Source organism: Methylocaldum gracile (assembly GCF_053646815.1).
The window spans coordinates 1,683,878-1,707,062 of the sequence record NZ_CM132196.1; the positions used below are offsets into that span (position 1 = coordinate 1,683,878).

The 23,185-nt window shown below is 57.2% G+C and carries 25 protein-coding genes; 6 read left to right on the forward strand and 19 right to left on the reverse strand.

What is annotated here, in order from left to right:
• Window positions 1–25: 25 nt before the first annotated feature.
• Window positions 26–1,384, forward strand: a complete 1,359-nt coding sequence (ffh, locus tag ACWJJK_RS07425; protein WP_077732467.1) for a signal recognition particle protein — start codon at window positions 26–28, stop codon at window positions 1,382–1,384.
• A 64-nt stretch (window positions 1,385–1,448) separates the two neighbouring features.
• Here the strand turns inward: ffh and ACWJJK_RS07430 are convergent, their stop codons facing one another.
• From ACWJJK_RS07430 to ACWJJK_RS07490, 13 genes are all read right to left on the reverse strand, one after another.
• Window positions 1,449–2,372 (reverse strand): 2-dehydropantoate 2-reductase, encoded by a 924-nt coding sequence (locus ACWJJK_RS07430; protein WP_156879852.1) that lies wholly within the window; start codon window positions 2,370–2,372, stop codon window positions 1,449–1,451.
• The gene (gene hda, locus ACWJJK_RS07435) at window positions 2,369–3,067 is read right to left on the reverse strand and encodes a DnaA regulatory inactivator Hda (protein WP_156879853.1); all 699 of its coding nucleotides are present in this window, start codon (window positions 3,065–3,067) and stop codon (window positions 2,369–2,371) included. Before hda ends, ACWJJK_RS07430 begins: the two co-directional genes overlap by 4 nt.
• 85 nt (window positions 3,068–3,152) lie before the next feature.
• Window positions 3,153–3,752 (reverse strand): NAD(P)H:quinone oxidoreductase, encoded by a 600-nt coding sequence (gene wrbA / locus ACWJJK_RS07440; RefSeq protein ID WP_077732494.1) that lies wholly within the window; start codon window positions 3,750–3,752, stop codon window positions 3,153–3,155.
• Window positions 3,753–3,825: 73 nt separating this feature from the next.
• Window positions 3,826–4,173, reverse strand: a complete 348-nt coding sequence (gene arsC / locus ACWJJK_RS07445) for an arsenate reductase (glutaredoxin) (protein ID WP_454128818.1) — start codon at window positions 4,171–4,173, stop codon at window positions 3,826–3,828.
• A gap of 111 nt (window positions 4,174–4,284) precedes the next feature.
• Window positions 4,285–4,743: a CBS domain-containing protein gene (locus ACWJJK_RS07450; protein WP_133717238.1), complete on the reverse strand. Its 459-nt coding sequence runs from the start codon at window positions 4,741–4,743 to the stop codon at window positions 4,285–4,287.
• An 84-nt stretch (window positions 4,744–4,827) separates the two neighbouring features.
• Entirely contained in the window at window positions 4,828–5,631 is an 804-nt protein-coding gene (locus ACWJJK_RS07455; RefSeq protein ID WP_133717239.1) for an undecaprenyl-diphosphate phosphatase, read from the reverse strand.
• Window positions 5,632–5,640: 9 nt separating this feature from the next.
• The gene (gene truD, locus ACWJJK_RS07460) at window positions 5,641–6,681 is read right to left on the reverse strand and encodes a tRNA pseudouridine(13) synthase TruD (protein ID WP_086133551.1); all 1,041 of its coding nucleotides are present in this window, start codon (window positions 6,679–6,681) and stop codon (window positions 5,641–5,643) included.
• 3 nt (window positions 6,682–6,684) lie between these two features.
• A complete protein-coding gene (gene ispF / locus ACWJJK_RS07465) occupies window positions 6,685–7,161 on the reverse strand; it encodes a 2-C-methyl-D-erythritol 2,4-cyclodiphosphate synthase (RefSeq protein WP_077732460.1) in 477 nt (158 codons plus the stop codon).
• Complete coding sequence (gene ispD / locus ACWJJK_RS07470) at window positions 7,149–7,862, reverse strand: 2-C-methyl-D-erythritol 4-phosphate cytidylyltransferase (protein ID WP_454128819.1); 714 nt, start codon at window positions 7,860–7,862, stop codon at window positions 7,149–7,151. Before ispD ends, ispF begins: the two co-directional genes overlap by 13 nt.
• Before the next feature lie 12 nt (window positions 7,863–7,874).
• Entirely contained in the window at window positions 7,875–8,231 is a 357-nt protein-coding gene (gene ftsB / locus ACWJJK_RS07475) for a cell division protein FtsB (protein WP_077732458.1), read from the reverse strand.
• A gap of 26 nt (window positions 8,232–8,257) precedes the next feature.
• On the reverse strand, window positions 8,258–9,541 hold the full coding sequence (gene eno, locus ACWJJK_RS07480) for a phosphopyruvate hydratase (protein ID WP_077732457.1): 1,284 nt from the start codon (window positions 9,539–9,541) through the stop codon (window positions 8,258–8,260).
• Between the two features lie 45 nt (window positions 9,542–9,586).
• The gene (kdsA, locus tag ACWJJK_RS07485) at window positions 9,587–10,408 is read right to left on the reverse strand and encodes a 3-deoxy-8-phosphooctulonate synthase (protein WP_086133553.1); all 822 of its coding nucleotides are present in this window, start codon (window positions 10,406–10,408) and stop codon (window positions 9,587–9,589) included.
• Window positions 10,408–12,045 (reverse strand): CTP synthase, encoded by a 1,638-nt coding sequence (locus ACWJJK_RS07490; RefSeq protein WP_133717243.1) that lies wholly within the window; start codon window positions 12,043–12,045, stop codon window positions 10,408–10,410. The genes kdsA and ACWJJK_RS07490 overlap by 1 nt, the downstream gene beginning before the upstream one ends.
• A 235-nt stretch (window positions 12,046–12,280) precedes the next feature.
• On the opposite strand from ACWJJK_RS07490, the gene ACWJJK_RS07495 reads away from it, so the two are divergent.
• On the forward strand, window positions 12,281–12,568 hold the full coding sequence (locus ACWJJK_RS07495; protein WP_168183759.1) for a DUF4156 domain-containing protein: 288 nt from the start codon (window positions 12,281–12,283) through the stop codon (window positions 12,566–12,568).
• Here ACWJJK_RS07495 and tilS read toward each other — a convergent pair.
• Genes tilS through zwf form a run of 4 tightly spaced genes read right to left on the reverse strand, consistent with a single transcriptional unit; the run spans window position 12,565 to window position 17,245 of the window.
• A complete protein-coding gene (gene tilS, locus ACWJJK_RS07500; protein ID WP_454128820.1) occupies window positions 12,565–13,929 on the reverse strand; it encodes a tRNA lysidine(34) synthetase TilS in 1,365 nt (454 codons plus the stop codon). The two genes, ACWJJK_RS07495 and tilS, sit on opposite strands and share 4 nt — an antisense overlap.
• 49 nt (window positions 13,930–13,978) lie before the next feature.
• Window positions 13,979–14,944: an acetyl-CoA carboxylase carboxyl transferase subunit alpha gene (accA, locus tag ACWJJK_RS07505; protein ID WP_077732452.1), complete on the reverse strand. Its 966-nt coding sequence runs from the start codon at window positions 14,942–14,944 to the stop codon at window positions 13,979–13,981.
• Between the two features lie 31 nt (window positions 14,945–14,975).
• Window positions 14,976–15,695 (reverse strand): dienelactone hydrolase family protein, encoded by a 720-nt coding sequence (locus ACWJJK_RS07510; RefSeq protein WP_077732451.1) that lies wholly within the window; start codon window positions 15,693–15,695, stop codon window positions 14,976–14,978.
• A 59-nt stretch (window positions 15,696–15,754) separates the two neighbouring features.
• Window positions 15,755–17,245: a glucose-6-phosphate dehydrogenase gene (gene zwf, locus ACWJJK_RS07515; protein ID WP_086133558.1), complete on the reverse strand. Its 1,491-nt coding sequence runs from the start codon at window positions 17,243–17,245 to the stop codon at window positions 15,755–15,757.
• A 158-nt stretch (window positions 17,246–17,403) separates the two neighbouring features.
• Between zwf and ACWJJK_RS07520 the strand changes: the two genes are divergently transcribed.
• Window positions 17,404–17,994, forward strand: coding sequence for a DUF4202 domain-containing protein (locus tag ACWJJK_RS07520; protein WP_454128821.1), 591 nt, complete (start codon window positions 17,404–17,406; stop codon window positions 17,992–17,994).
• 24 nt (window positions 17,995–18,018) lie between these two features.
• On the opposite strand, the gene ACWJJK_RS07525 is transcribed toward ACWJJK_RS07520, so the two are convergent.
• Both ACWJJK_RS07525 and ACWJJK_RS07530 read right to left on the reverse strand, forming a co-directional pair.
• Window positions 18,019–19,302 carry an FCSD flavin-binding domain-containing protein gene (locus ACWJJK_RS07525; RefSeq protein WP_454128822.1) on the reverse strand — a complete coding sequence of 428 codons (1,284 nt, stop codon included), beginning with the start codon at window positions 19,300–19,302 and terminating at the stop codon, window positions 18,019–18,021.
• A gap of 8 nt (window positions 19,303–19,310) precedes the next feature.
• Entirely contained in the window at window positions 19,311–19,631 is a 321-nt protein-coding gene (locus ACWJJK_RS07530; protein WP_454128823.1) for a c-type cytochrome, read from the reverse strand.
• Window positions 19,632–20,118: 487 nt separating this feature from the next.
• Here ACWJJK_RS07530 and amoC point away from each other — a divergent pair, with 487 nt between their 5' ends.
• The 3 genes from amoC (at window position 20,119) to amoB (ending at window position 23,142) form a co-directional block, all read left to right on the forward strand.
• On the forward strand, window positions 20,119–20,904 hold the full coding sequence (gene amoC, locus ACWJJK_RS07535; protein WP_454128824.1) for a bacterial ammonia monooxygenase, subunit AmoC: 786 nt from the start codon (window positions 20,119–20,121) through the stop codon (window positions 20,902–20,904).
• Between the two features lie 139 nt (window positions 20,905–21,043).
• Window positions 21,044–21,787, forward strand: coding sequence for a bacterial ammonia monooxygenase, subunit AmoA (amoA, locus tag ACWJJK_RS07540; protein WP_086132856.1), 744 nt, complete (start codon window positions 21,044–21,046; stop codon window positions 21,785–21,787).
• A 110-nt stretch (window positions 21,788–21,897) separates the two neighbouring features.
• Entirely contained in the window at window positions 21,898–23,142 is a 1,245-nt protein-coding gene (gene amoB / locus ACWJJK_RS07545) for a bacterial ammonia monooxygenase, subunit AmoB (protein WP_086132855.1), read from the forward strand.
• Window positions 23,143–23,185: the final 43 nt, after the last annotated feature.

A 23,185-nucleotide genomic window follows, 5' to 3' on the forward strand; every position in this document is an offset into this window, starting at 1 on the left:
TCCATAGCCCGTAGGATTAAGAGCCATGTTTGACAACCTTACCGAACGTTTAACCCAATCGCTCAAAAAAATTCGCGGTCAGGGCCGATTGACCGAGAGCAATGTTCAGGACACCTTGCGAGAGGTGCGTATGGCCCTCTTGGAAGCCGATGTGGCTCTACCGGTCGTCAAGGATTTCATCGAGCACGTCAAGACACGCGCCTTGGGGCAGGAAGTTCAGTCCAGCCTTACGCCCGGGCAGGCGCTAGTGAAGATCGTCAATGAAGAATTGATCGCCATCATGGGCAGTGCCCACGAGCGGCTCAGTCTGGCGACGCAGCCGCCGGCGGTGATTCTGATGGCAGGTCTCCAAGGCGCCGGTAAAACCACCACGGTTGCCAAGCTGGCCCGCTGGCTCAAGGATAACGAGCGCAAGTCCGTAGTGGTCGCGAGCGCCGATATCTATCGTCCGGCCGCTATCGATCAACTGCAAACTCTTGCCGCTGAGGTGGGCGCCGATTTTTTTCCGAGCGATCCGACGCAGAATCCGGTGGATATCGCTCGCAACGCCGTCGAATATGGCCGGAAGAAATACAAGGATGTCGTCATTATCGACACGGCCGGCCGTCTTCATATCGATGACGAGATGATGGAGGAAATCAGACAGATTCACTCCGCCATCAACCCGATCGAAACGCTGTTCGTGGTCGATTCGATGACCGGTCAGGACGCCGCCAATACCGCGAAAGCATTCGGCGACGCACTTACCCTGACCGGTGTCGTTCTGACCAAAACCGACGGCGATGCCAGAGGTGGCGCGGCGTTGTCGGTTCGCCACATTACGGGCAAGCCCATCAAATTCTTGGGTGTGGGTGAAAAGACAGCTGCCTTGGAACGTTTTCACCCCGATCGAATCGCGTCCCGAATCTTGGGCATGGGCGATGTCCTGAGTCTGATTGAGGAGGCCGAGCGCAAGATCGATAAGACGAAAGCCGAAAAACTGGTCAAGAAGATTCAGAAGGGCAAGTCTTTCGACTTGAACGACTATCGCGATCAACTGCTGCAGTTGAAGAATCTGGGCGGCGTCGCCGCAATGTTCGACAAGCTTCCCGGCATGGCAAACGTGCCGCAGCACGTGAAGGAAAAAGTGAACGACAAGGAAATGATTCAGCAGATCGCCATCATCAACTCGATGACCAAGCAGGAACGGGCATTTCCGGATGTGATCAACAACTCGCGAAAACAGCGCATCGCAAAAGGCGCGGGCACGGATATGCAGAACATCAACCGTCTGCTCAAGCAGTATGATCAGATGCAGAAGATGATGAAGAAATTCAAGAAGGGCAATCTGATGAACATGCTGCGAGGGATGAAGGGCAATCTAGGACGGGGGATGCCGTTTTAGGGCGATTCTTGATTTGGCATCACGCCCGCCTCGCGCGGGCGTAATTTCGATTTGTGGCAGCAAGTTATCCGGTTCGACGGCTCAAATCTCTGAGCTTCATCAAAGCATAAACCGATTCAAGATGGGGAATCGGCACGCCTGCGTTCCATCCCGCCCTCACGGCATTACCTAGAATGGCCTCCGTCTCCATCGGCCGACCGGCCTCGAAATCCAGCAGCATACTGGTCTTGTATGGCGGCATCTTGTAGGTGCTCTCGATGTTTTTATCGACGGTATCTTCGGGCAACGAATATCCCGTGGCTTTGGCGATCAGGCAAACCTCTTCCATGATGGCCCGAACGAAAGACTCTTGAGTCGAGAGTATGTCATTCGTGCTGAGCCCCGCGGAGAGGACCGACAGCGGGCTGAAGGGCGCGTTCCAGACGCATTTTTGCCAGCGGGCGGCAACGATATCCTCGGAGGCGACGCATGTAATGCCGGATCGCTCGAATACGCTACAAAGCGCCAGAGCTTTTTCCGAAAGCCCCTGCGGATAATTGCCCAAGGCTAGCCGGCCGTAAGCCTGGTGCCAGATTTTGCCGGGTGCGGTGCGGGTGACGCATATGAATGCGAGGCCGCTGATCAGTTCGTTATCGGGAAAGGCTTTCGCGATTTCGTCTTCGATGTCGATGCCGTTGGAAACGAGAACGATGGACGTGTCGGGTCCTACGGCATCTTTCAGAAGGCTGATGCGATCGGCGTTTTCGACCACTTTGATGCACAAGAGAACGTAGTCGGGCTTTTCGGTCAATTCGGCCGCGTTGCGTACGACGGTGTGGGGCCGGAAGTGATAAGCGCCCAGTTTGGTGTCGCTCGTAATGTCTATGCCATGGGCTTTCACATGCACGTAGTCGGAACGGGCGACCATCGAAACTTTCGCGCCCTGCTTGGCGAGCAGTGAACCGTAAAAGCTGCCGACCGCTCCTGAACCTATGACGAGTACATTCATGTCGTTTCTTCCAGATAGTTCTTCAGAAAAGGAATCGTGAGCTTGCGTTTTGCGGCTAGGGTCGCGTGGTCCAATTCGTCCAGCAAGCGCTTCAAGGAGGAAAGATCTCGGTGGTAATGAGAAAGCAAGAAACGTCCGACTTGCGGCGACAGATCTAAGCCCAGCGAGCGGGCATGGGCGCCCAGAACGATTAGTTTATCCTCGTCGTTCAATGGTTGCAGGCGCAAGGTTAATCCCCAGCCTAAGCGGGTTTTGAGGTCGGGCAAACGGATCGCAAGTTCGGCGGGCGGCACGCCGGCAGCGGCAATGAGGCGATTGCCGTGGTCTCGCAAACAATTGAACAAATTGAATAAAGCTCGTTCCCAGGCATCGTCTCCGGCGACGGAATCGACATCGTCCAGGCAAACCAGATCCTGATGCTCCAGGCCATCGAGCACGCCGGGACCGTACTCGCGGAGGCCGGATAGCGGCAGATAAGAGACCGACAAGCCGCTTTGACACGCTTCCCGACAGCAGGCATTGAGCAAGTGGCTCTTGCCGGTGCCCGGTTCACCCCACAAAAAAATCAGCGTTTCGCCCCGACCGCTGGCGGCATGTTTTAGATGAGCGACGATTTCGGCGTTGGCTCCCGAGTGGTGTTGCAGAAAACCCAGTTCGGGATTGAAAGCGAAGCGCAGGGGGAGTTGCTCCGCCATGAGTTCAAAAATGTTTAACCGTCGCGGCGTATTGCAGCATATCCGAAAGCAATCCGTCGAAAGCGTCAGTCAAGACCACTAGGAGTTACTTCACTTGGGCGCCTTTCAGCGCCAGCGCCACACGCGCCAAACGGGCTCCGAACGCCCGACACAGTTTCCGCTCTTCGTCGCTGACCGCGTTGTCACTCCCGGTGTGCCGGCTGGGTCCGTAGGGCGTTCCGCCGCTGGTGGTTTCGAGAAGCGCGCTTTCACTGCTGGGGATCCCGACCAGAACCATGCCATGGTGGAGCAGGGGCAATAACATGGTGATCAGCGTCGCTTCTTGGCCGGCGTGCATGGACGAAGTGGCCGTGAAGACGCCAGCCGGTTTACCGGATAATGCGCCCGAAAACCACAAGGAACTGGTACTGTCGATGAAATATTTGAGGGGCGCCGCCATATTGCCGAAGTGCGTAGGGCTTCCCAAGGCCAGCGCATCGCAGTTTTTCAGATCGTCGATCGTTGCGTAAGGCGGACCGGCTTCAGGAATAGTCTCCTCGGTGGCCTGGCAGACCGGCGATACTTCAGGGACGGTACGAATCTTGGCGACGGCGCCGGGAACTTCCTCGACGCCTCTCGCGATCAGATTGGCCATTTCGGCCGTGGAACCCCAACGGCTATAGTAGACGATTAGAACTTCAACCATGAAAAGGACGAAACACGTGAGAAAAGAGGTGCGAGCCAAAGTGACTCGCCAAGGTATTGAGATCTCGCCGGTCTTAAAGAATCTTTAAAACGTTCTCCGGCGGACGTCCGACGGCCGCCTTCTCGTTTGCCAGCACGATTGGCCGCTCGATGAGGATCGGGTTTTCCACCATGGCGCCTATCAATGCTTTGCGATCCAGATCAGGATTATCCAGCCCGGCGTCCTTATATGCCGCTTCGCCTTTGCGCATCAAGTCGCGGGGCTCCATGCCCAGTTTGGCCAGAATGGTCTCCAGCTCGGATGCGCTAGGAGGTGTTTTCAGATATTCGATTACCGTGGGCTCGATGCCTTTACTCTTGAGAAGCTCAAGCGTAGCGCGGGATTTACTGCAGCGGGGGTTATGGTAAATCGTAACAGTCATGGCTATAGCTCTCGAAGTCGATCGTGACGCGTCGAAAGGTTGCGGTTCATCAAATGACCGGCGGATTGCTCGTGCTTGGTTTTGCCGGTCCTAATTGGAAAGCTTGATCGTTTAACCGAGACCGCCGCGCGTTTTTTGTTCCCGTTCCTGCTCTTTGCCGATGATTTTAACCAGTTCGGTAAGTTCGCCGGCGAGTATCTCGAGGAGATCGTCGCTGGTCAGAATGCCGGCCAGCAAGCCTTGCTGATTGACGACGGGGATGCGGCGAACACCCTTTACTCGCATTCTCTGCAAGGTTTCCCAAAGTCCGTCTTCTTCGCGGGCCGTTATCAGTTCGTAGCTCATGATATCCCCGACGGCGACTGCATTCGGGTCCAGTTCCGCGGCAAGAATTTCCACGACGAGATCGCGGTCGGTCACGATGCCGACGGGTTTCGCTCCTTCCGATGAGTCCTCTACGACTACGGCGCTGCCGACGTGAAACTCGCGCATCAGTTTGGCCGCTTCGATGATCGAGTTTTCTTTTCTTAGGATGACCGTATCGCGGTTACAGAATTGTCCAACAGACATGATGATCCTTTGCGCTGTAGATTGATGGAGGATTTGTATTTTAACCGTTTGAGTGGCCGGTTGCAGGAAAAACCGCCGGTATCGCTAACCGGGCAGGAAGATGTAAAGCAGCACGCCGCCCAAAATCAGCCGATAGATCACGAAGGGTAACATGCCGATACGATCGAGGAGTCTCAGGAACCAGTCAATGGTAATGTAGGCAACGATACCGGAGAGCAGCGCTCCGAGGGACATGTTCCACCAGGATACCGTCTGGTCGGATTCGAATAACTCGTATGCCTTGAGTAATCCCGCCAATGCCGTTACCGGGATCGACAGCAGAAACGAAAATCGGGCGGCAGCTTTGCGATCCAGGCCGCGGAACAAACCGCCGGTGATCGTGATACCCGATCGGGATGTGCCGGGAATCAGCGCCACGGCTTGAAAGAGACCGACTATCAAAGCATCTTGCCAGTTCATGTCGGCATCGGTACGTCGTTCGGCGCTCACTTTTTGCGCCAGCCAAAGTACCAAGGCGAACACTATCGTGCTAGCGGCGATGACCAGCGGATTGCGGAGCTGGGTCTCGACATAACCGTTGGCCGCCAGCCCCGCGACGCCCGCCGGAATCGTCCCCAGAATTACGTACCAAGCAAGTTTCGCATCCGTGCTCATGCCCTTTCCGGAGATCGAACGAAACCAGGCTCCGGCCATATCGCGCAGAGCGCCCGCGTAATAGACCACGACCGCGGTCAGCGTTCCGATGTGGACGGCGACGTCAAAGGCCAAGCCTTGATCATGCCAGCCGAAAACCACCGGCATCAGGATAAGGTGAGCGGCGCTCGAAATGGGCAGAAATTCGGTCAGCCCTTGCAAGAGAGCCAGGTAATACACGTGATGGCAGTCCATGAGGATCCTTTAATCGTCTGAAAAACCGGTGTCGATCAGTTCCCGCAGAACGGCGGTCGCGTAAGCCCCGGCGGGCAGCGCGAATCGCAAATGCATGCTGCTCGGGCCGGACCGTTCCCACTGAAATCCGTCCGGGCAAAGTCGCAGCGGCCGGCGGGCCATCTCGACGCCGAAATCTTCGAGACCGCGGCAGAGAACCGGCTCTTCCTCGGCTGCGGCCGTCTCTATGGCCAGTGCCTCATCGGTAACGGCCGGTGTACCTTTGCCCCAGAGCGCGCCGCTTGGATGAATTTCCTTGGCCTCAAGCCGTTGCGTGATTTCCGGAGTAATAGCGTCGGGCTTAAAAAAACTGCGCGAGTCGGGAAACATGAAGGCATCGCCGGTAACCGCGCGATCCCAGACGTCTCGGCTTATCCGCTTGGCGAGGATGCCGTTGAACAAATGAGAACGCGCGGCAGACAAATAAAGCCCGCGACGGTGAGCGTCCACCCGCCCGAGCGTACCCGCGAAAAGAGCCGATGCCTTCGCAAGGTTCTGTCCCTCGCGGCCGAACCGTTGCGTTCCAAAATAATTGGGAACCCCACATTCGCCGATCTGTTTCAGGCGTCGTTCCAATAGCGGGATGTCGCATTTCAATTCGCGAACGGCGATTTCGAAACGATTGCCGGCTGCCGCGCCTTTTTTTAGCTTGCGGCTGTTGCGCCGGACTTCGAGTATGCGGAGGGAGGGGGATTCAAGTTGCCTCCAGTCCGGTTCGGCCTTGCCCGGCAGCCATACGCTGAACCATTGAATGGTCTTGCCGTGGCGGTCCTTAAGGCCCGCGTAGCCTATGTCCCGTGTCGGGATTCCGGCAAAGCGGGCCAGTTGGCGGGCGACGTAGTCGGTATTTTCGCCGCGTTTTTCGATGCGCAGAAAAAAGTGTTCGCCCTGGTCGGAAGGCTCGAAACCCAGCAGTTCCTCGACGACGAAATCTTCCGGCGACGTCTTGATAATGCCGGTTCCGATTGGCCCGCCAAAGGCGTAGGGCAGGGCGGCGGTCGAATCGCCCATGGCTTAATTTTTCTGAAGGAGCGTTACCGCATAGGCGGAGATGCCTTCGCCCCGGCCTTCGAAGCCCATGCCTTCGGTCGTGGTGGCTTTGACGTTGACCGCGTCGTGCGCAATGTCGAGGTCATCCGCGATGGTTGTGCGCATTTTTTCGATATAGGGCGCGAGCCGCGGCTTTTGTGCGACGATGGTCAGATCGACGTTGACCACGGTGTAGCCGCGTTCGGTGATCTTGGCGTGAACCTCGCGGAGCAAAACCCGGCTGTCTATGCCCTTGAAACTGGGGTCGGAATCCGGGAAATGCCGACCGATATCGCCCAGTGCTGCCGCACCCAATAAGGCATCGCACAAGGCGTGTAACGCAACGTCTCCATCCGAGTGCGCCGCGAGGCTCTTTTCATAATCGATGGCTACGCCCCCCAGGACCAGTTGGCCGCCATCTTTGAACCGATGTGCATCGTAACCTTGACCTATTCGTAGCATTGTCGCTCCAGGTAAAAAGCCGCCAGAGGAAGATCCTCCGGCCGCGTAATCTTGATATTGTCCGGGCGTCCTTCCACGATCTTCGGGCGCAATCCTCGAAGTTCGAGAGCGCTGGCTTCGTCCGTCACGATCAGTTTCCGTTCGGCAGCATCGGTCAGCGCATGCTTGAGCATACGAAAGCGGAACATCTGTGGCGTCAGCGCGCGCCAGATCCGGCTGCGGTCGATGGTTTCGACGATTTCGCCCGCCTCTGCGCCTTTCAGGGTATCCGTGACCGGCAGTGCCAGTATGCCGCCGACTTCATCGTTCCTAAGCCGATCGATCAGTTTTTGAACATCGCTGATCGTGATACACAGCCGAGCTGCATCGTGCACCAACACCCAGTCGTCCGGTTCGGCCACGTTCTCGAGACTCGTTAAGGCGGAAAGCACGGAGTCGGCACGCTCCTTACCTCCGGGGGCGACCCGGATCTTGGGATGGGTAGCACAAGGTAGATCGGACCAATAACCATCCTCGCTCCCGAGAGCCACGACGACGCCGGCCAAGACATCGATCGCCAGCAACCGCTCCAGGGTATGCTGCAATACCGGCTTCCCCAGGACTTGAAGGTATTGCTTCGGTACGTCGACCCCCATGCGTTTACCCACGCCGGCTGCAGGGACAATGGCCCAGAATCGATTATTTCGGCAGGTGTCGGTCATGGACAACAGATGCTAACGAGGCCTTTCGGTCTTTTGTGGCGTAGTTTTCCGCTCCGAAGGCTTTGGTTGCGGCGATCGGTCGTGTGTCTTGTTCTTAGGCATTTCGATCACTTGGACGAAAGTCTCTCCCTGCTTGATCATCCCCAGTTCTTGGCGAGCCCGTTCTTCGATGGCGTCCGTTCCTTCCTTCAAATCTCTGACATCGGCTTCCAGCGCCGCGTTACGTTCGCGCCGCTTTTCGCCCTCCTCCGTGAGCTTTTCGATACGGTCCTGCAACTCCTGCAATTCGGCGATTCCGCCATCGCCCAGCCACAGTCGGTACTGGAGCAGGGCGATCAACACCAGCAAGAAGACAATCAGCTTTTTCACACTGTCGTCGGACGGCGTCCCGCCTTTCAGAGCGCTTGACGGAAGGCGCTGCGGCCGGTGTACCGGGCTTTATCGCCCAATTGCTCTTCGATCTTGAGAAGCCGATTGTATTTGGCGACTCTATCGGATCGGCTGAGAGAGCCGGTTTTGATTTGTCCCGCGCAGGTGGCCACGGCGAGATCCGCGATAGTGGTGTCCTCTGTTTCGCCGGAACGGTGCGAGACGACAGCCGTATATCCGGCCTGGTGGGCCATGGCTATGGCTTCCAGGGTTTCCGTCAAGGTACCGATTTGATTGACCTTGATCAGGATGGAGTTGGCGATCTTGGCCTCGATGCCCTGTTTCAGGATAGCGGGATTCGTGACGAAAAGATCGTCGCCTACCAGCTGAATGCGGCTCCCCAGCCGATCGGTCAATAGTCTCCACCCGTCCCAGTCGTCTTCGGCCATGCCGTCTTCGATGGTGATGATGGGATATTTGTCGACCCAGGCAGCAAGATAGTTCGCGAACTCGTCCGAAGTGAACCGTTTATTCTCGGATTCCAGCGTATAGACGCCGTCCCGGTAAAACTCGGAGCTGGCGACGTCCAGGCCGAGATAGATGTCTTTTCCCGCTTTATATCCTGCCCGTTCTATCGCTTCCAGGATGACGCCGATGGCGGATTCGTTGGACGGCAGATTCGGCGCGAAGCCGCCTTCATCGCCCACGCCGGTGCTCAGGCCCTGTTCGGCCAGTACCTTTTTCAGAGCGTGGAAGACTTCGGCGCCGTAGCGGAGAGCTTCCCGGAAGCTGGGCGCGCCGACGGGAAGAATCATGAACTCCTGCATGTCCACGCTGTTGTCGGCATGCGCGCCGCCGTTGATGATGTTCATCATGGGGACCGGCAACAGGAACTCGCCGCTGCGGTTGAGGTACGCGTAGAGCGGCTTGCCGGCATCGGTCGCCGCGGCATGGGCGGTCGCCAGGGAGACGCCGAGAATGGCATTGGCGCCCAAGCGGCCTTTGTTGTCGGTGCCGTCCAGTTCGATCATCTTGCGGTCGATGGCCGCCTGGTCATCGGCGTCCATGCCCAAGACGGCGGACCGGATCGCTGTTTTGACGTTCTCGACCGCTTTCAATACGCCTTTGCCCAGATAGCGGGTTTTATCGCCGTCCCGAAGCTCGATGGCCTCTCGGGTTCCGGTGGAAGCGCCGGACGGCACCATGGCGGAGCCGGTTGCTCCGGAGTCGAGTATGACCTCTGCGGCGACTGTGGGATTGCCTCTGGAGTCGAGCACCTCGTGTGCCCGCACTTCGGTGATTTTGCTCATCGGTTCCGTTCCTCTGGTATCGGAGTGTCGTTGTAATAATTCCGTCTAGACCATTCCGCGTTGTTTGACGATGCGGTCTATTTCGACAAGCACCTCTAAGAGCTCCTTTATGCGAGCCAAGGGCCATGAATTGGGGCCGTCGCTCTTCGCTTTGTCCGGTTCGGGGTGGGTTTCCATGAACAGGCCGGAGATGCCCACCGCCAGGGCGGCCTTGGCCAAGGTCGGTATGAATTCCCGTTGCCCTCCGGAAGCCGTGCCTTGACCGCCGGGCAGCTGCACCGAGTGGGTGGCGTCGAACACCACGGGACAGCCGGTCTCGCGCATGATGACGAGAGAGCGCATGTCGGAGACCAGGTTGTTGTAACCGAACGAGACGCCGCGCTCGCAGACGAGGACCTGTTCGTTGCCGACGGCTCTTGCCTTGTTGGCTACGTTTTTCATGTCCCACGGGGCCATGAATTGGCCTTTCTTGATATTGACCGGCTTGCCTTGCGCACAGACGTCCTGAATGAAGTTGGTTTGCCGGCAGAGAAACGCCGGTGTCTGCAACACATCGACGACGGCGGCGACTTCGCCTAAAGGGGTATCCTCGTGGACGTCGGTCAGCACCGGTACGCCGATGGTATCCCGTACCTTTTCGAGAATGCGCAGTCCTTCCTCGAGGCCGGGGCCGCGGAAACTTTCGTGCGACGAGCGGTTCGCCTTGTCGAAGGAGGATTTATAGATAAAGGGAATGCCGAGGCTGGATGTGATTTCCTTGAGTGTTCCCGCGGTCTCCAAGGCGAGTTGCTCGCCTTCGATGACGCAGGTGCCGCCAATCAGGAAAAACGGCCGGTCCAAGCCGACTTCGAATCCGCACAGTTGCATCAGTTCGCCTTCTTGTTTTGATGATATTCGGCGGCGGCGCGCACGAAGCCCGTGAAAAGAGGGTGGCCGCCACGCGGGGTGGACGTGAATTCCGGATGAAATTGGCAGGCGAGGAACCACGGATGATCGGGGATCTCGATCATTTCCACCAAGCGGCCGTCCAGGGATTTGCCGCACACCCTGAGTCCTGCGTCCTCAAGGGATTTGAGATAGCGGTTGTTGAACTCGTAGCGGTGGCGGTGGCGCTCGTTGATGACGTCCTTGCCGTAGACTCTATGGCCCAGGCTGCCGCTGACCAGCCGGCATTTCTGGCCGCCCAGACGCATGGTGCCGCCCAGATCGGACTTTTCGTCCCGATGCTCGATCGTGCCGGAGTCGTCCTGCCACTCCGTAATCAGGGCGATGACCGGATGCGGTGTTTTCGGCAAGAACTCCGTGCTGTGGGCGCCTTCCAGTCCCGCCGCATCGCGCGCGAATTCGATGACCGCCACCTGCATCCCTAAGCAAATGCCGAGATAGGGGACTTTCTTCTCGCGAGCGTACTTGACCGTGGCGATCTTGCCTTCGACACCCCGTTCGCCGAAGCCGCCGGGCACCAGAATGGCGTCTACGCCTTCCAGCGAGCCGGTGCCTTTGTCCTCGATTTCTTCCGATTCGATGAATCGGATTTTGACCTTGGTCCTGGTCTGAATGCCGGCATGAATGAGCGCTTCGGTCAGCGATTTGTAGGCGTCGGAATGATTGACGTACTTGCCTACCATGGCGATCGTCACTTCATGGCCGGGATGCTCCAGGGCATCGATCACTCTCTGCCATTCGGAGAGGTCGGCCGCGCCGGCATCGAGTTTGAGTTTTTTCACGACGATATCGTCCAGCCCCTGTTCGTGCAGCAGCAGCGGAATTCGATAAATGGTGTCGGCATCGACGGCGGAGATGACGGCATCTTCCCCGACGTTGGTGAAGAGTGCGATCTTTGTTCGCTCGGCCTTGGGGATGATCCGGTCCGAGCGGCAAATCAGAACGTCGGGCTGAATGCCGATGGTTCGGAGTTCCTTCACCGAGTGCTGGGTGGGCTTCGTCTTGAGCTCGCCGGCGCTCGCGATGTACGGAACGAGGGTGAGATGAATGAACAGGCATTTGTCATCGCCCAACTCGACTCGCATCTGGCGCGTGGCTTCCAAAAAGGGCAGCGATTCAATGTCGCCGACCGTCCCTCCGATTTCGATCAGGGCCACGTCGTAGCCTTCCGCGCTGAGCCGGATGACGCGCTTGATCTCGTCCGTGATATGGGGGATAACTTGCACGGTCGCTCCGAGGTATTCCCCTCGTCGCTCCTTGCGGATGACATTTTCGTAAATCTGCCCGGTGGTCCAACTGTTGACCTTGCCCATCGTGGTGCTCAGGAAGCGCTCGTAATGGCCAAGGTCCAGATCGGTTTCGGCGCCATCCTCGGTAACGAAAACCTCGCCGTGCTGAAACGGGCTCATGGTGCCCGGATCGACATTGATATACGGATCGAGTTTGGTCAGTGTAACTTTAAGACCGCGGGCCTGCAGGATTGCGGCAAGCGACGATGCGGCAATGCCTTTGCCCAGGGATGAGACGACTCCGCCGGTAATAAAAATATATTTGGTCATTCAACGATGGGTAAATTTAGGCTGCGTAACGATCGCCGAGGCAGCGGCCGTCGCGTCGGACGTCAAAAGGATTTGTCAGCATATTCTACTCAACCTGTGGATCGGAGTCACCGCCCAGGTTGTTTACAATCGAATATTGAATCGCACTAACATGGTGAAAATACAACGACTAATGCGGAGACGTTATTTGATGAATGGGGCGAGATTACTCACGATTGTTTTTGGGGTGGCGATAATGTCCATGGTCTCCGGGTGCACATGGGTAGAGCTCAAGCCGCAGGGCGAAAAGATTCGTATGCTCACGCCGCCCGAAGTTGGGCGCTGTAAATTTTTGGGGCGTATCACGTCGAATACGGCGGCGACCATCGGTATCTTTGCCCGCAGCAAAGATACCGTACAAGAGGAAGTTGAACGTCTCGCCCGCAATAACGCGGCGGACATGGGGGGAGACACCATCGTGCCGACCGGCCCCCTGATCGATGGTGAGCAGTCTTTCAATGTTTACCGCTGCATCAATCCTTAATTAGCCGAAGGCAGTGCGCCGGAAAAATTCTCCGGCGCGTGCCACCGGATCACGATATTAAAGTCGTTCGGTTGCCCGGCATAAGAATCGGACACCCACCATCCCGCCACTGCGGCTAGCTCGTCGCCGATGTAGATCAGCGGTGTTCTCTCCCGGATCCAAGGTGTAATGCCGGCTTCCTGAAACAGTTTTTTCAGATCGTGGGAGCCTTCGCGGCCGGGCAGGCGTAGCGATTCGCCGCCTTGCCGGTAGCGAACGGTGATTTTGCCGGCTCGCCATGCCGTTAACGAGATGCCGGCTCGTTTTTCAGTGGTGACGCTGAGGTCGCCGTTCCCGTCCGGCAGATGGAGTGTCGTAGCACCATCCCATGGAATGACTCTATTCGGATGGAAAGGCGAAGCGGCCGGCATCAGGAAGATCTCTCCCCGATAGCGCCGAATCTCGCCTTCGCTCCACCGGATTACGGGATTTCGGTCCGGTCTGGCGTTCAGCGTTTCGTTCAAAACCCTATCAATAACGCGAGTCGAAGGCATGCGGAAACCGCGGCTCCGCAGCCACTCGCGCAGAATCAGGCGGCGGTCCGCTTCCGAACACGGTCTCAGCCGATCCAGAAGAAGCGTGTTTCGCAGCGGATGAATAACGGACTTCAGCAAGTCCGCGGCAAGCGAGTTCAGCAGCGTTTGCGCTTCAGCACAATGTTGGGCCGTGCGGACCAGCGCGTCCTTGGTCGCCGGCCAGCGGTTTTCGAGCAAGGGGATGATCTCGTGGCGTATGAAATTGCGGTCGTAACTCAAGTCGCGGTTGCTGGGGTCTTCGATCCAGGTCAGCTCGTGTGCTTGAGCGTACTCGCGGAGCTGTCCGCGGGAAAAAGACAGTAACGGCCGCAGCAGAAATCCTGGGCCGAAGGCGGTGCGTTCCGGCATGGCGGCAAGGCCGGCGATACCCGCTCCGCGAAGCAGTTGGAGCAATAGCGTCTCCGCCTGGTCGTCCCTATGCTGTGCGGTCAACAAGACCTCGCCGTCGGACAGAAGCGCGCGCAGGGCATCGTAGCGCGCGTTTCGCGCGGCTTCCTCTGGACTCTCGCCGGGTTTCGCGGCGGCGTTGACCCGTAACAGACGGAACGGAATTCCAAGCATCCGGCAGCTCGCTTCGCAAAATTCGGCCCATTCTTCGGCGGCTGTTTGCAGGCCGTGATGGACATGTACGGCAGTAAAGCGGAGGTTCGGATCTTTGGCTTTCAGTTCCGCACAGAGATGAAGCAAAACGAGCGAGTCGAGTCCGCCGCTGTACGCGATCCAGTAGCGGGATGCCGGCGGCTGGCGAGATAGGATTCGATCGAGTGTTTCGGTACAAAGGCTCATCTAAGCCGTGAAGTGAGGGGCGGTGATTATCCGCCCCGCATCAATGAAGCTAGGCTACGGCTTCCTCGAAAATGCCGTAGCTCATCAACCGCTCGTAGCGCTGTTGCAATAAGGTCTCGATGGGCGTGCGACGCAGCTCTTCGAGATGCCGTTTTAGTGCCGCTTTCAAATTATCGCCGGTTTGCTTGCGGTCTCGATGGGCGCCGCCCAACGGTTCGGGAACAATCTCATCGATGAGTTCCAGTTCCTGCAGCCGATCCGACGTAATGCCCATGGCTTCGGCCGCGAGCTCGGCCTTGTCCGCGCTTTTCCAAAGAATGGAGGCGCAGCCTTCCGGCGAAATGACGGAATAGGTGCTGTACTGAAGCATCAACAGGCGGTCGCCCACACCGATAGCCAGCGCGCCTCCCGAACCGCCTTCGCCCACCACGGTACAAATGATCGGGGTGCGCAGTTTGGACATTTCGAAAAGGTTGCGGGCGATGGCCTCGCTCTGACCCCGTTCCTCTGCGCCGATGCCGGGATAGGCGCCGGGCGTGTCGATAAAGCAGAGGATAGGTAAGCGGAACCGCTCGGCGAGATGCATCAACCGCAGCGCCTTGCGGTAGCCTTCGGGCCGCGGCATGCCGAAATTGCGGTAGATCTTTTCCTTGGTATCGCGGCCTTTTTGATGGCCGATGATCAGAACCGGCTGTCCGTCGAGTTTGGCGAGTCCACCCACGATTGCCGGATCATCGGCGAATCCGCGATCCCCATGAAGCTCGTGGAACTCATCGAACATCAGGTCGAGGTAGTCCAGCGTATACGGACGCTGGGGATGGCGGGAAATCTGCGATATCTGCCACGCCGTCAACGAGGAGAATACCGATTCGGTCAGCTTGCGGCTTTTTTCTTCAAGCCTCGCAATTTCCTCGCTGATGTTGATTTCATTGTCGAATCCGACGCGCTTGAGTTCTTCGATTTTGGCTTCGAGTTCGGCAATGGGTTGTTCGAAATCTAGGAATTTCAGGTCCATTTGTCGTTTTTTTAGGGTGCACGGAGAAGGCCTAGTTTAACACCTCGGCAAGGAAATTCCGCAGACTCTCCCAAGAGCGGCGATCGGCGGTCTCGTCGTAAACCGTACCGAACGATCGATCGTTTGCCATGGGATTGGTGAAGGCGTGCAGGGTGTTACCGTAAATATGGATTTGCCAGTCTGCCTCGGCTTCGGTCAGTTCTTTGGCCAGATTCGCCGCCTGATCGGGTGGTGCCATGGGGTCGTCGTGGCCGTGCAGCACGAGAACCTTGGTCTTGATTTTATTGCCTTGAGTATTGCCCGGCGGCAAAAATAAGCCGTGGAAGCTGACAACGCCGCGCAGATCGGCGCCGGTGCGGGCAAGGTCCAGCACGCATAGGCCGCCGAAGCAAAAACCCATGGCCGCGATCCGTTTGGGATCGACCTGGGGGAGCTTGCGGACGGTTTCCAGAGCTGTGGTGATGCGGTCCTGCAACAGGCGGCGATCATTCATGAGCGGATTCATCAGCCGTGCGTTCTCCTCGGGGCCGCTTCCGATGATGCCTTTGCCATACATATCGAGTGCAAACGCGGCGTAGCCCAGTTCGGCCAATTTACGAGCCTTGTTGCACACGAATTCGTCCCTGCCTCCCCAGGCATGAGAGATCAATACGGCCGGCAAAGGCTGAGGGCGCTTATTGTCATACGCGAAAAAGCCTTCGAGCTGAACGTCGTTATGGCTGTAGTCGATGGCTTGAGTTGTAACGGCCATTAAGAAGGTCTCCAAAAGTATCGAATGAATTAGGCAAATAGCTTAAAGGATCGTCGGTCTTAACGAGGTGCATCCCCGGTCGAGAAAGAATGCCGCCATTGCTGATCCTCCCGCTCGAAGATGCGGTCGGCTTCCTCGGGGCCCCAGGAGCCGGCGGGATAAGTGTGGATGAATTCCCGCTCTACCGACCATGTTCTTATGATGGGATCGACGACTCGCCAGGCCCATTCCACCTCATCCGAGCGCAGGAACTGAGAGTGATCGCCGCCGATGACGTCGAGCAGAAGGGACTCGTACGCGTCCAATTGATAACCGGCCTGATAACAGGTGCTGGCATCGAGTTGAGTGGTTCGGGCGCGCATGCCGATGCCGGGTTCTCGAACCTGAACCTCGGCGCGAATGCATTGCTCGGGCTGTATGCCCATCAGCAGCCAATTGGGGGGCAGCGCCTCGATCTGGGTTTCGCGAAACAATTGCTGCGGCGGGTGCTTAAAGCGTATCGCGATGAGAGAACTGTTCCTCGCCAAGCGTTTTCCCGTCCGCAAATAAAACGGTACATTGCGCCAGCGCCAGTTGTCGATATAAAGCTTCAGGGCGGCATACGTTTCGGTCGTGCTTTGCTTGTCGACCTGCTTTTCGTCGAGATATCCGGGCACCTCCTGGTTGTCGATGCGCCCGCGAGCATATTGCGCACGGAAGGCGTGAGCATGGACCGCAGCCTTTGGGATGGGGCGAATGGATTTCAGCGCCTTGACCTTTTCGTCCCGGATCGATTCGGCGTCCATGGTCGCCGGAGGTTCCATGGCTACCAAAGCCAACATCTGCATCAGATGGCTCTGGATCATGTCGCGCAGCGCGCCGGCGGTTTCATAGTAGTCCGCCCGGTCTTCGATTCCCGCCGATTCGCTGTGGGTGATCTGCACGTGGTCGATGAGGTTGCGGTTCCACAACGGTTCCCACATGAGATTCGCAAAGCGGAACACGAAAATGTTTTGCACCGTTTCCTTACCTAAGTAGTGGTCAATCCGAAAGATTTGATGTTCCGTAAAGTTGCGGTGCAGGCAGCGATCGAGGACTTGTGCGTCTTCCAAGTCATAGCCGAACGGCTTTTCCACCACGAGACGGCGCCAGCCGGCGACTTCCTGGTTGAGTCCGCTAAGCGCCAAATAGTCGGCCGCCGCTTTGTATTCGGACGGCGGAAGCGAAAGGTAATACACGTGATTGGGCGGAAACTCGGGGCCAGTGTCCAGGACTTGCCTTAGCTGTACCGATGAGTCCGTATCGCCGATGTCCGCCGAAAAGAAATGCAGGCGGTTGCTGAAGCGCTCAAGAGCGTCCCGGTCGAGTGTGCTGCCCAAACGCTCTTCTAGCCATTTGGATACCTCGTCTCTCCAATGGGAATTATCCCAATCCCGCCGGCCGACACCTAAGACGACCATCGCCGCGGGCAGTCGGCCTGCCTTGTCCAATTGGTACAGGGCAGGCATCAGTTTGGTGCGGGAAAGGTGGCCGGTAGATCCAAAAATAGTGAAGACGCACGCGTCGAGCATCGTTTCCTCCCGGCGAATCGATCATGCCATGGATGATACTGTTTAGCCCCGTTTCCGCCAATGCGTGAACCGGTTGAAATGGCTTCATTGCCTTTGAAATCAGGATTTGATAAGTAGTTTCCCAGTATTTCAAATTTCAACTTGGACTGAGTATTTCGATGAACGAAGATCGGCTGGATCGGGTGCTAGTCTTAATAGACGAAGCTAATGCACAGGGCCCTAATAGTGAGGTTTGGCGAGGCGAATCCTATCCCAAGGAATTGCTTTACGGGATGCGCATGACGGAATGGCTTGACCGCCTCTATCCCGATGCGCCGGATTTGCTGCACATCGCCGCGCGCGGGCAGCACATTCGACGTTGGGAGGTTCCCCGGCAGACCTACCCGGACACGCGCGAGGGGTATCTGCAATGGCGCAGCTATCTATATGGTTTTCATGCCGATTGTGTTGCACAGCTTATGACACAAGCTGGATACGATCCGATAGACATCGAGCGGGTCCGCAAAGTTCTTCAGAAACGCGGTTTGAAAAACGATCCGGACGTTCAATCGATCGAGGACGTCGCGTGCCTCGTGTTTCTCGATTACTACTTTGTCGCCTTCGCGGCGATTCACGATGAAGAAAAGCTGATCGGTATCGTCCGCAAGACCTGGAAAAAGATGTCCGAGCACGCGCGGAGCCGCGCATCGGAGCTGGAATTTCCGGAGTCTGTCCGGGCGCTGCTCGCAACGGCTTTGGAAGCGGCATAGGCAGCAAGCGCCAAATGGCGGAGATTACCCGAAGGCGTCAGTGGCGATGATTTTCTGCCAGCTCCGGGCATGCTCGGCTTCTTTCCGCCGATCGCCGTTCATGGGTGTTTCACCCGTCGACACGGCCTCGAGCTGCTTCTCGGTTGGCGAATACTTGTACACGCCGGTGATCGAGATTGCATAATCCGGCTTTAAAAAGCTATAGCAGTGGTTGATCAGGCTTGGATGACCCGGTTTGCGGTCTTGCAGAAGATCAATTACCGCCGCGGCGCAGATCTTGGCCTGCGAGTTGGCGGCAAATGCCGATTTGGGCATGGGCGTTGCCGTACAGGCATCGCCGATAATGTGCACGTAAGGTGCCAGCGGCGATTCGAAGGTGAGCGGATCGATGGGGCACCAGCCCGATTGATCGGTCAGCCCCGCCTGATGCGCGAGTTTGCCGGCCTTTTGCGGCGGGATCACGTTCAAAACATCCGCACGGTGCTCGTCGAACTCAGTGAAGACGACGCGCGATTGCGCATCTACCCGTTCTATCTTTCCTTCCTTTTCCGCCGAGATCCATTCCACCATTCCTGGATAAAGCTCTTCCCAGCCTTGGAGGAAGAGCGATTGTTTGGAGAATTGGGTTTTCGCATCCAGAATGAGCACTTTGGAGCGCGGTTTGTAACGCTTCAAAAAATGCGCTATCAGTGACGCACGCTCGTAAGGTCCCGGCGGACAACGATACGGATTGGCGGGTGCCGTGATCAGAACCACGCCACCGTCAGGCATGGCCTGCAATTGGCGACGCAGAAGTGTGGTCTGTGGCCCTGCTTTCCAGGCATGAGGAGCCAACAGACTGGCAGTCTCGTCGTAACCGTCGATGGCGTCCCAGCGGAAATCGATGCCCGGTGCGACGATTAGCCGATCGTAAGGCATGGCCGATCCATCCGCCAATGACACGGTGCGCCGAACAGTGTCGATAGTTTGGGCTTCGGCTGTTACCGTTTGAATTCCCTGAACGTTCCTGAGGATGTCATATTTCCGACGAAGCTCATCGGGCTGCTTTAGGCCGGCGATAACTTCATTCGATCCGGGGCAGGACAAGTAATTAGCCTGTTGCTCAACCAAAGTGACTTCAAGTTCCGGATTGAGCAGCTTGAGGTACTTCGCAGCGGACGCTCCCGCGAACCCGCCGCCGACTACCGCTACGCGGGCTTTTTCGCGTCGTGATCCGGTGCTGGGATGGTTTACCGAACAGCCGACTGTTCCAAGCGCCGAAATCGCCCCGGCCCACTTGATGAAACTTCGTCGGGAAATTGGTGCCATGCGTTCTCCTAGCGATGATTTTTGAAGAACCGGGCTAACTCTAGGAAATCTTGATATTGATATCCCCTTGCAATGCGGTCCATCACCGTGGCTGAGCGGTAACCCGTCTTAAATTCCTGCATTGTGCGGATGAATTCGGATTCGGGGATGCCGCTAATCGCCGGAATCGAGCCCATACCTTGGCCCGATGCGCCATGGCAACCGGTGCAAGCGAGGGCGATTCGGGCGAAGCCCGGGCGCTCAAAATTGTCGCTGAATGCAGCTTGCGGAATCGAAAGTGCGAGCGCACCGGCGTATGCAGACACTTGCAGAATTCGGGTCAGTCGCATATCTGGCCTATTTCGCGGAGAGGGCATCAAGTTAGCGTACATCGCCGAGGCACATTTGAGAATCATGTTGCCTATTGAGCATTTTGAGCATTGGGCTCTGATGCGATGTCCGCTAGAACTGCTGACTATCGTCCGGTCCGTTTGTTTGCAATGAGCGGTTGCCTCTGCTTGGGCACGTTCGAATCAGTCGAGCGCCTTGAAAGCGTCGAGTGACAAGTCTTTGGAAAGGTTTTTTAAGTCACCAATTAAAACAATAGGTTGCGCTTATAAACGACGCTTTTTAGCGATGTAAATATGTATTCTTTCATAGATAGACTGTTCCTTGACAAGGCATGAATGAGTGATAGACTGCAACGCACCCTAGGAGTGGGGCATTTTGTCGCAGGGGCCCTTGGGCCAGGGGCAAGAATGAAGAAGACAAGGATGCACGACGAGGTAGCGGGGCGGCGACGCACCGCGAATGAGTACTAACTTTGGAGGTAAAACTATGGCTGCAACAACAGTTGGTGGCGTAGCAGCGCAAGACAAGCCGCTTTTGGACATGAAGTGGCTGACCTTTGCGTTCATGCTGTACACGGTCTTTTATATGTGGGTTCGGTGGTATGAAGGGGTCTACGGCTGGTCCGCCGGTCTGGATTCGTTCGCACCGGAATTCGAGACGTACTGGATGAACTTCCTGTACACCGAAATCGTACTGGAAGTGGTCACCGCCTCGGTTCTGTGGGGCTACCTGTGGAAGACCCGTGACCGCAACCTGGCGGCACTGGCTCCGCGGGAAGAACTGCGCCGGAACATGACGCACCTGATTTGGCTGTTTGCGTATGCATGGGCCATTTACTGGGGTGCGAGCTACTTCACCGAGCAGGACGGCACCTGGCACCAGACGATTGTTCGCGACACCGACTTCACGCCGTCGCACATCATCGAGTTCTACCTGAGCTATCCGATCTACATCATCACGGGTGGTGGCGCGTTCCTGTATGCGCATACCCGCCTGCCGCACTTTTCGACGTCGAAAGGCTTGTCGCTGGCGTACCTGATTCTGTGGACCGGTCCGTTCATGATTCTGCCGAACGTTGGCTTGAACGAATGGGGTCACACCTTCTGGTTTATGGAAGAGTTGTTCGTAGCGCCCTTGCACTACGGCTTCGTGATCTTCGGCTGGCTGGCATTGGCCATCATGGGCGTGTTGCTGCAGATCTTTGCTAGCTTCTCGAACTTGATCGGCAAGGAAATCTGTGAAGCGGTGGATCAAGGTCTGATCGCGAAATAAGTTTGGACGGGTTGCGGCGGAGCGGCGACGGTAGCTACTATCGATCGGCGCGGCCGCTGCGACCGGCACTGGACGTGACGATGACCGCCCGGCGGGCGGTCATCTAAAACGACAATAAATGAACTTTTGGAGGTAACTCATGAGCGCACTTCAATCTGCGGTTCGGTCTCATGCCGAAGCAGTGCAAGTCTCCAGGACCATTGACTACCTGGGGATCTTCATTTTCTTCTTTGTAGTGTGTGGTTCGTATCACATTCACGCCATGTTGACCATGGGTGACTGGGACTTCTGGTCGGACTGGAAAGACCGTCGTCTGTGGGTCACGGTGACCCCGATCGTGTTGGTGACCTTCCCGGCGGCGATCCAAGCGTGGGCCTGGGAAAAGTTCCGCAACCCCTGGGGCGCGACCATCGCGGTGTTGGCGTTGCTGTTTGGTGAATGGGTCAACCGCTACTTCAACTTCTGGGGCTGGACCTACTTCCCCATCAACTTCGTATTCCCGGCGGTTCTGGTTCCGGGTGCGATTTTGCTCGACACCTTCCTGATGCTTTCGGGCAGCTACCTGTTCACGGCGATCGTGGGCGGTATGGCGTGGGGTCTGGTGTTCTATCCGGGCAACTGGCCGATGATTGCGCCGCTGCACGTGCCGGTGGAATACAACGGCATGCTGATGTCGATTGCCGACATTCAGGGTTACAACTATGTCCGTACCGGTACCCCCGAGTACATCCGCATGGTTGAAAAAGGCACCCTGCGTACCTTCGGTAAGGACGTAGCGCCGGTATCGGCTTTCTTCTCGGCGTTCATGTCGATCCTGATCTACTTCATGTGGCACTTTGTGGGCCGTTGGTTCTCGACCATTCGGTTCTTGAAGCAGACCTAATCGGGACCGGAATCGGACGTACAAGCAAAACGCACCCAGCCTTTGAAGCGCCCTGACACGGGGGCTTGAGAGGCGGGTACAACAGAATAGACTCGAGAGAGGAAGAACCTATGAAACTACTCAAAGACAGGATCGCCAAGTGGTCCATGGTCGGTTTGCTGGCCACGTTTGCCGCGACCAGCTTCTACGCGCCGAGCGCCTCGGCCCACGGTGAGAAATCGCAGGCGGCGTTCATGCGTATGCGTACCATCCACTGGTACGATCTGAACTGGTCGAAAGAGAAGGTGAAGGTCAACGACACCGTCGAAATCACCGGTAAATTCCACGTGTTCGAAGGCTGGCCGGAAACGGTCGCCGAGCCCGATACCGCGTTCTTGAACATCGGTATTCCGGGTCCGGTCTTCATCCGCAAAGAATCGTACATCGGTGGCCAGTTGGTGCCGCGTTCGGTGCGCTTGGAGATCGGCAAGACCTACGAGTTCAAAGTTGTGTTGAAAGCGCGCCGTCCGGGTGACTGGCACGTGCACACCATGATGAACGTCGAAGGCGGTGGTCCGATCATCGGCCCCGGCAAGTGGATCACGATCGAAGGCTCCATGAGCGAATTCAAGAACCCGGTGACCACCCTGACCGGTCAGACCGTGGATCTGGAGACCTACAACGAAGGCAACACCTACTTCTGGCACTTCTTCTGGTACGCCATTGGCGTCGCCTGGATCGTGTACTGGGTCCGTCGTCCGGCCTTCTTGCCGCGCTACCTGATGGTGGAAGCGGGCCGTGCGGACGAGCTGGTCTCGGCGGGTGACAAGAAAGTGGCGATGGGCTTTGCCGCGGCGACGATCCTGATCGTGATCTTCGCGATGTCGAGCGCCAACAGCAAATACCCGATCACCATTCCGTTGCAGGCCGGCACCATGAGAGGCATTCAGCCGATCGAAATGCCGAAGTCGACGATTTCGGTGAAGGTTGCCGACGCCACCTACCGGGTACCGGGCCGTGCGATGCGCATGAAGCTCACCGTCACCAACAACGGCAACAAGCCGGTGCGGTTGGGTGAGTTCTACACCGCGTCGGTGCGTTTCCTGGACAGCGATGTCTACCGCGACACCACCGGTTATCCGGAAGACCTGTTGGCGGACGATGGGCTTGAAGTGAGCGACAACAGCCCGCTGCAGCCGGGTGAGACGCGGACGATTGACGTTACCGCCAGCGATGCGGCGTGGGAAGTCTATCGTTTGTCCGACATCATCTACGATCCGGACAGCCGCTTTGCCGGTCTGTTGTTCTTCTTTGACGATGCGGGCGGCCGTCAGGTCACCCAGATCGACGCTCCGCTGATCCCGTCCTTCATGTAAGACCAAGGGGGCGCCGGGTCCCGGCGTCCTCAAGGCTTTACGA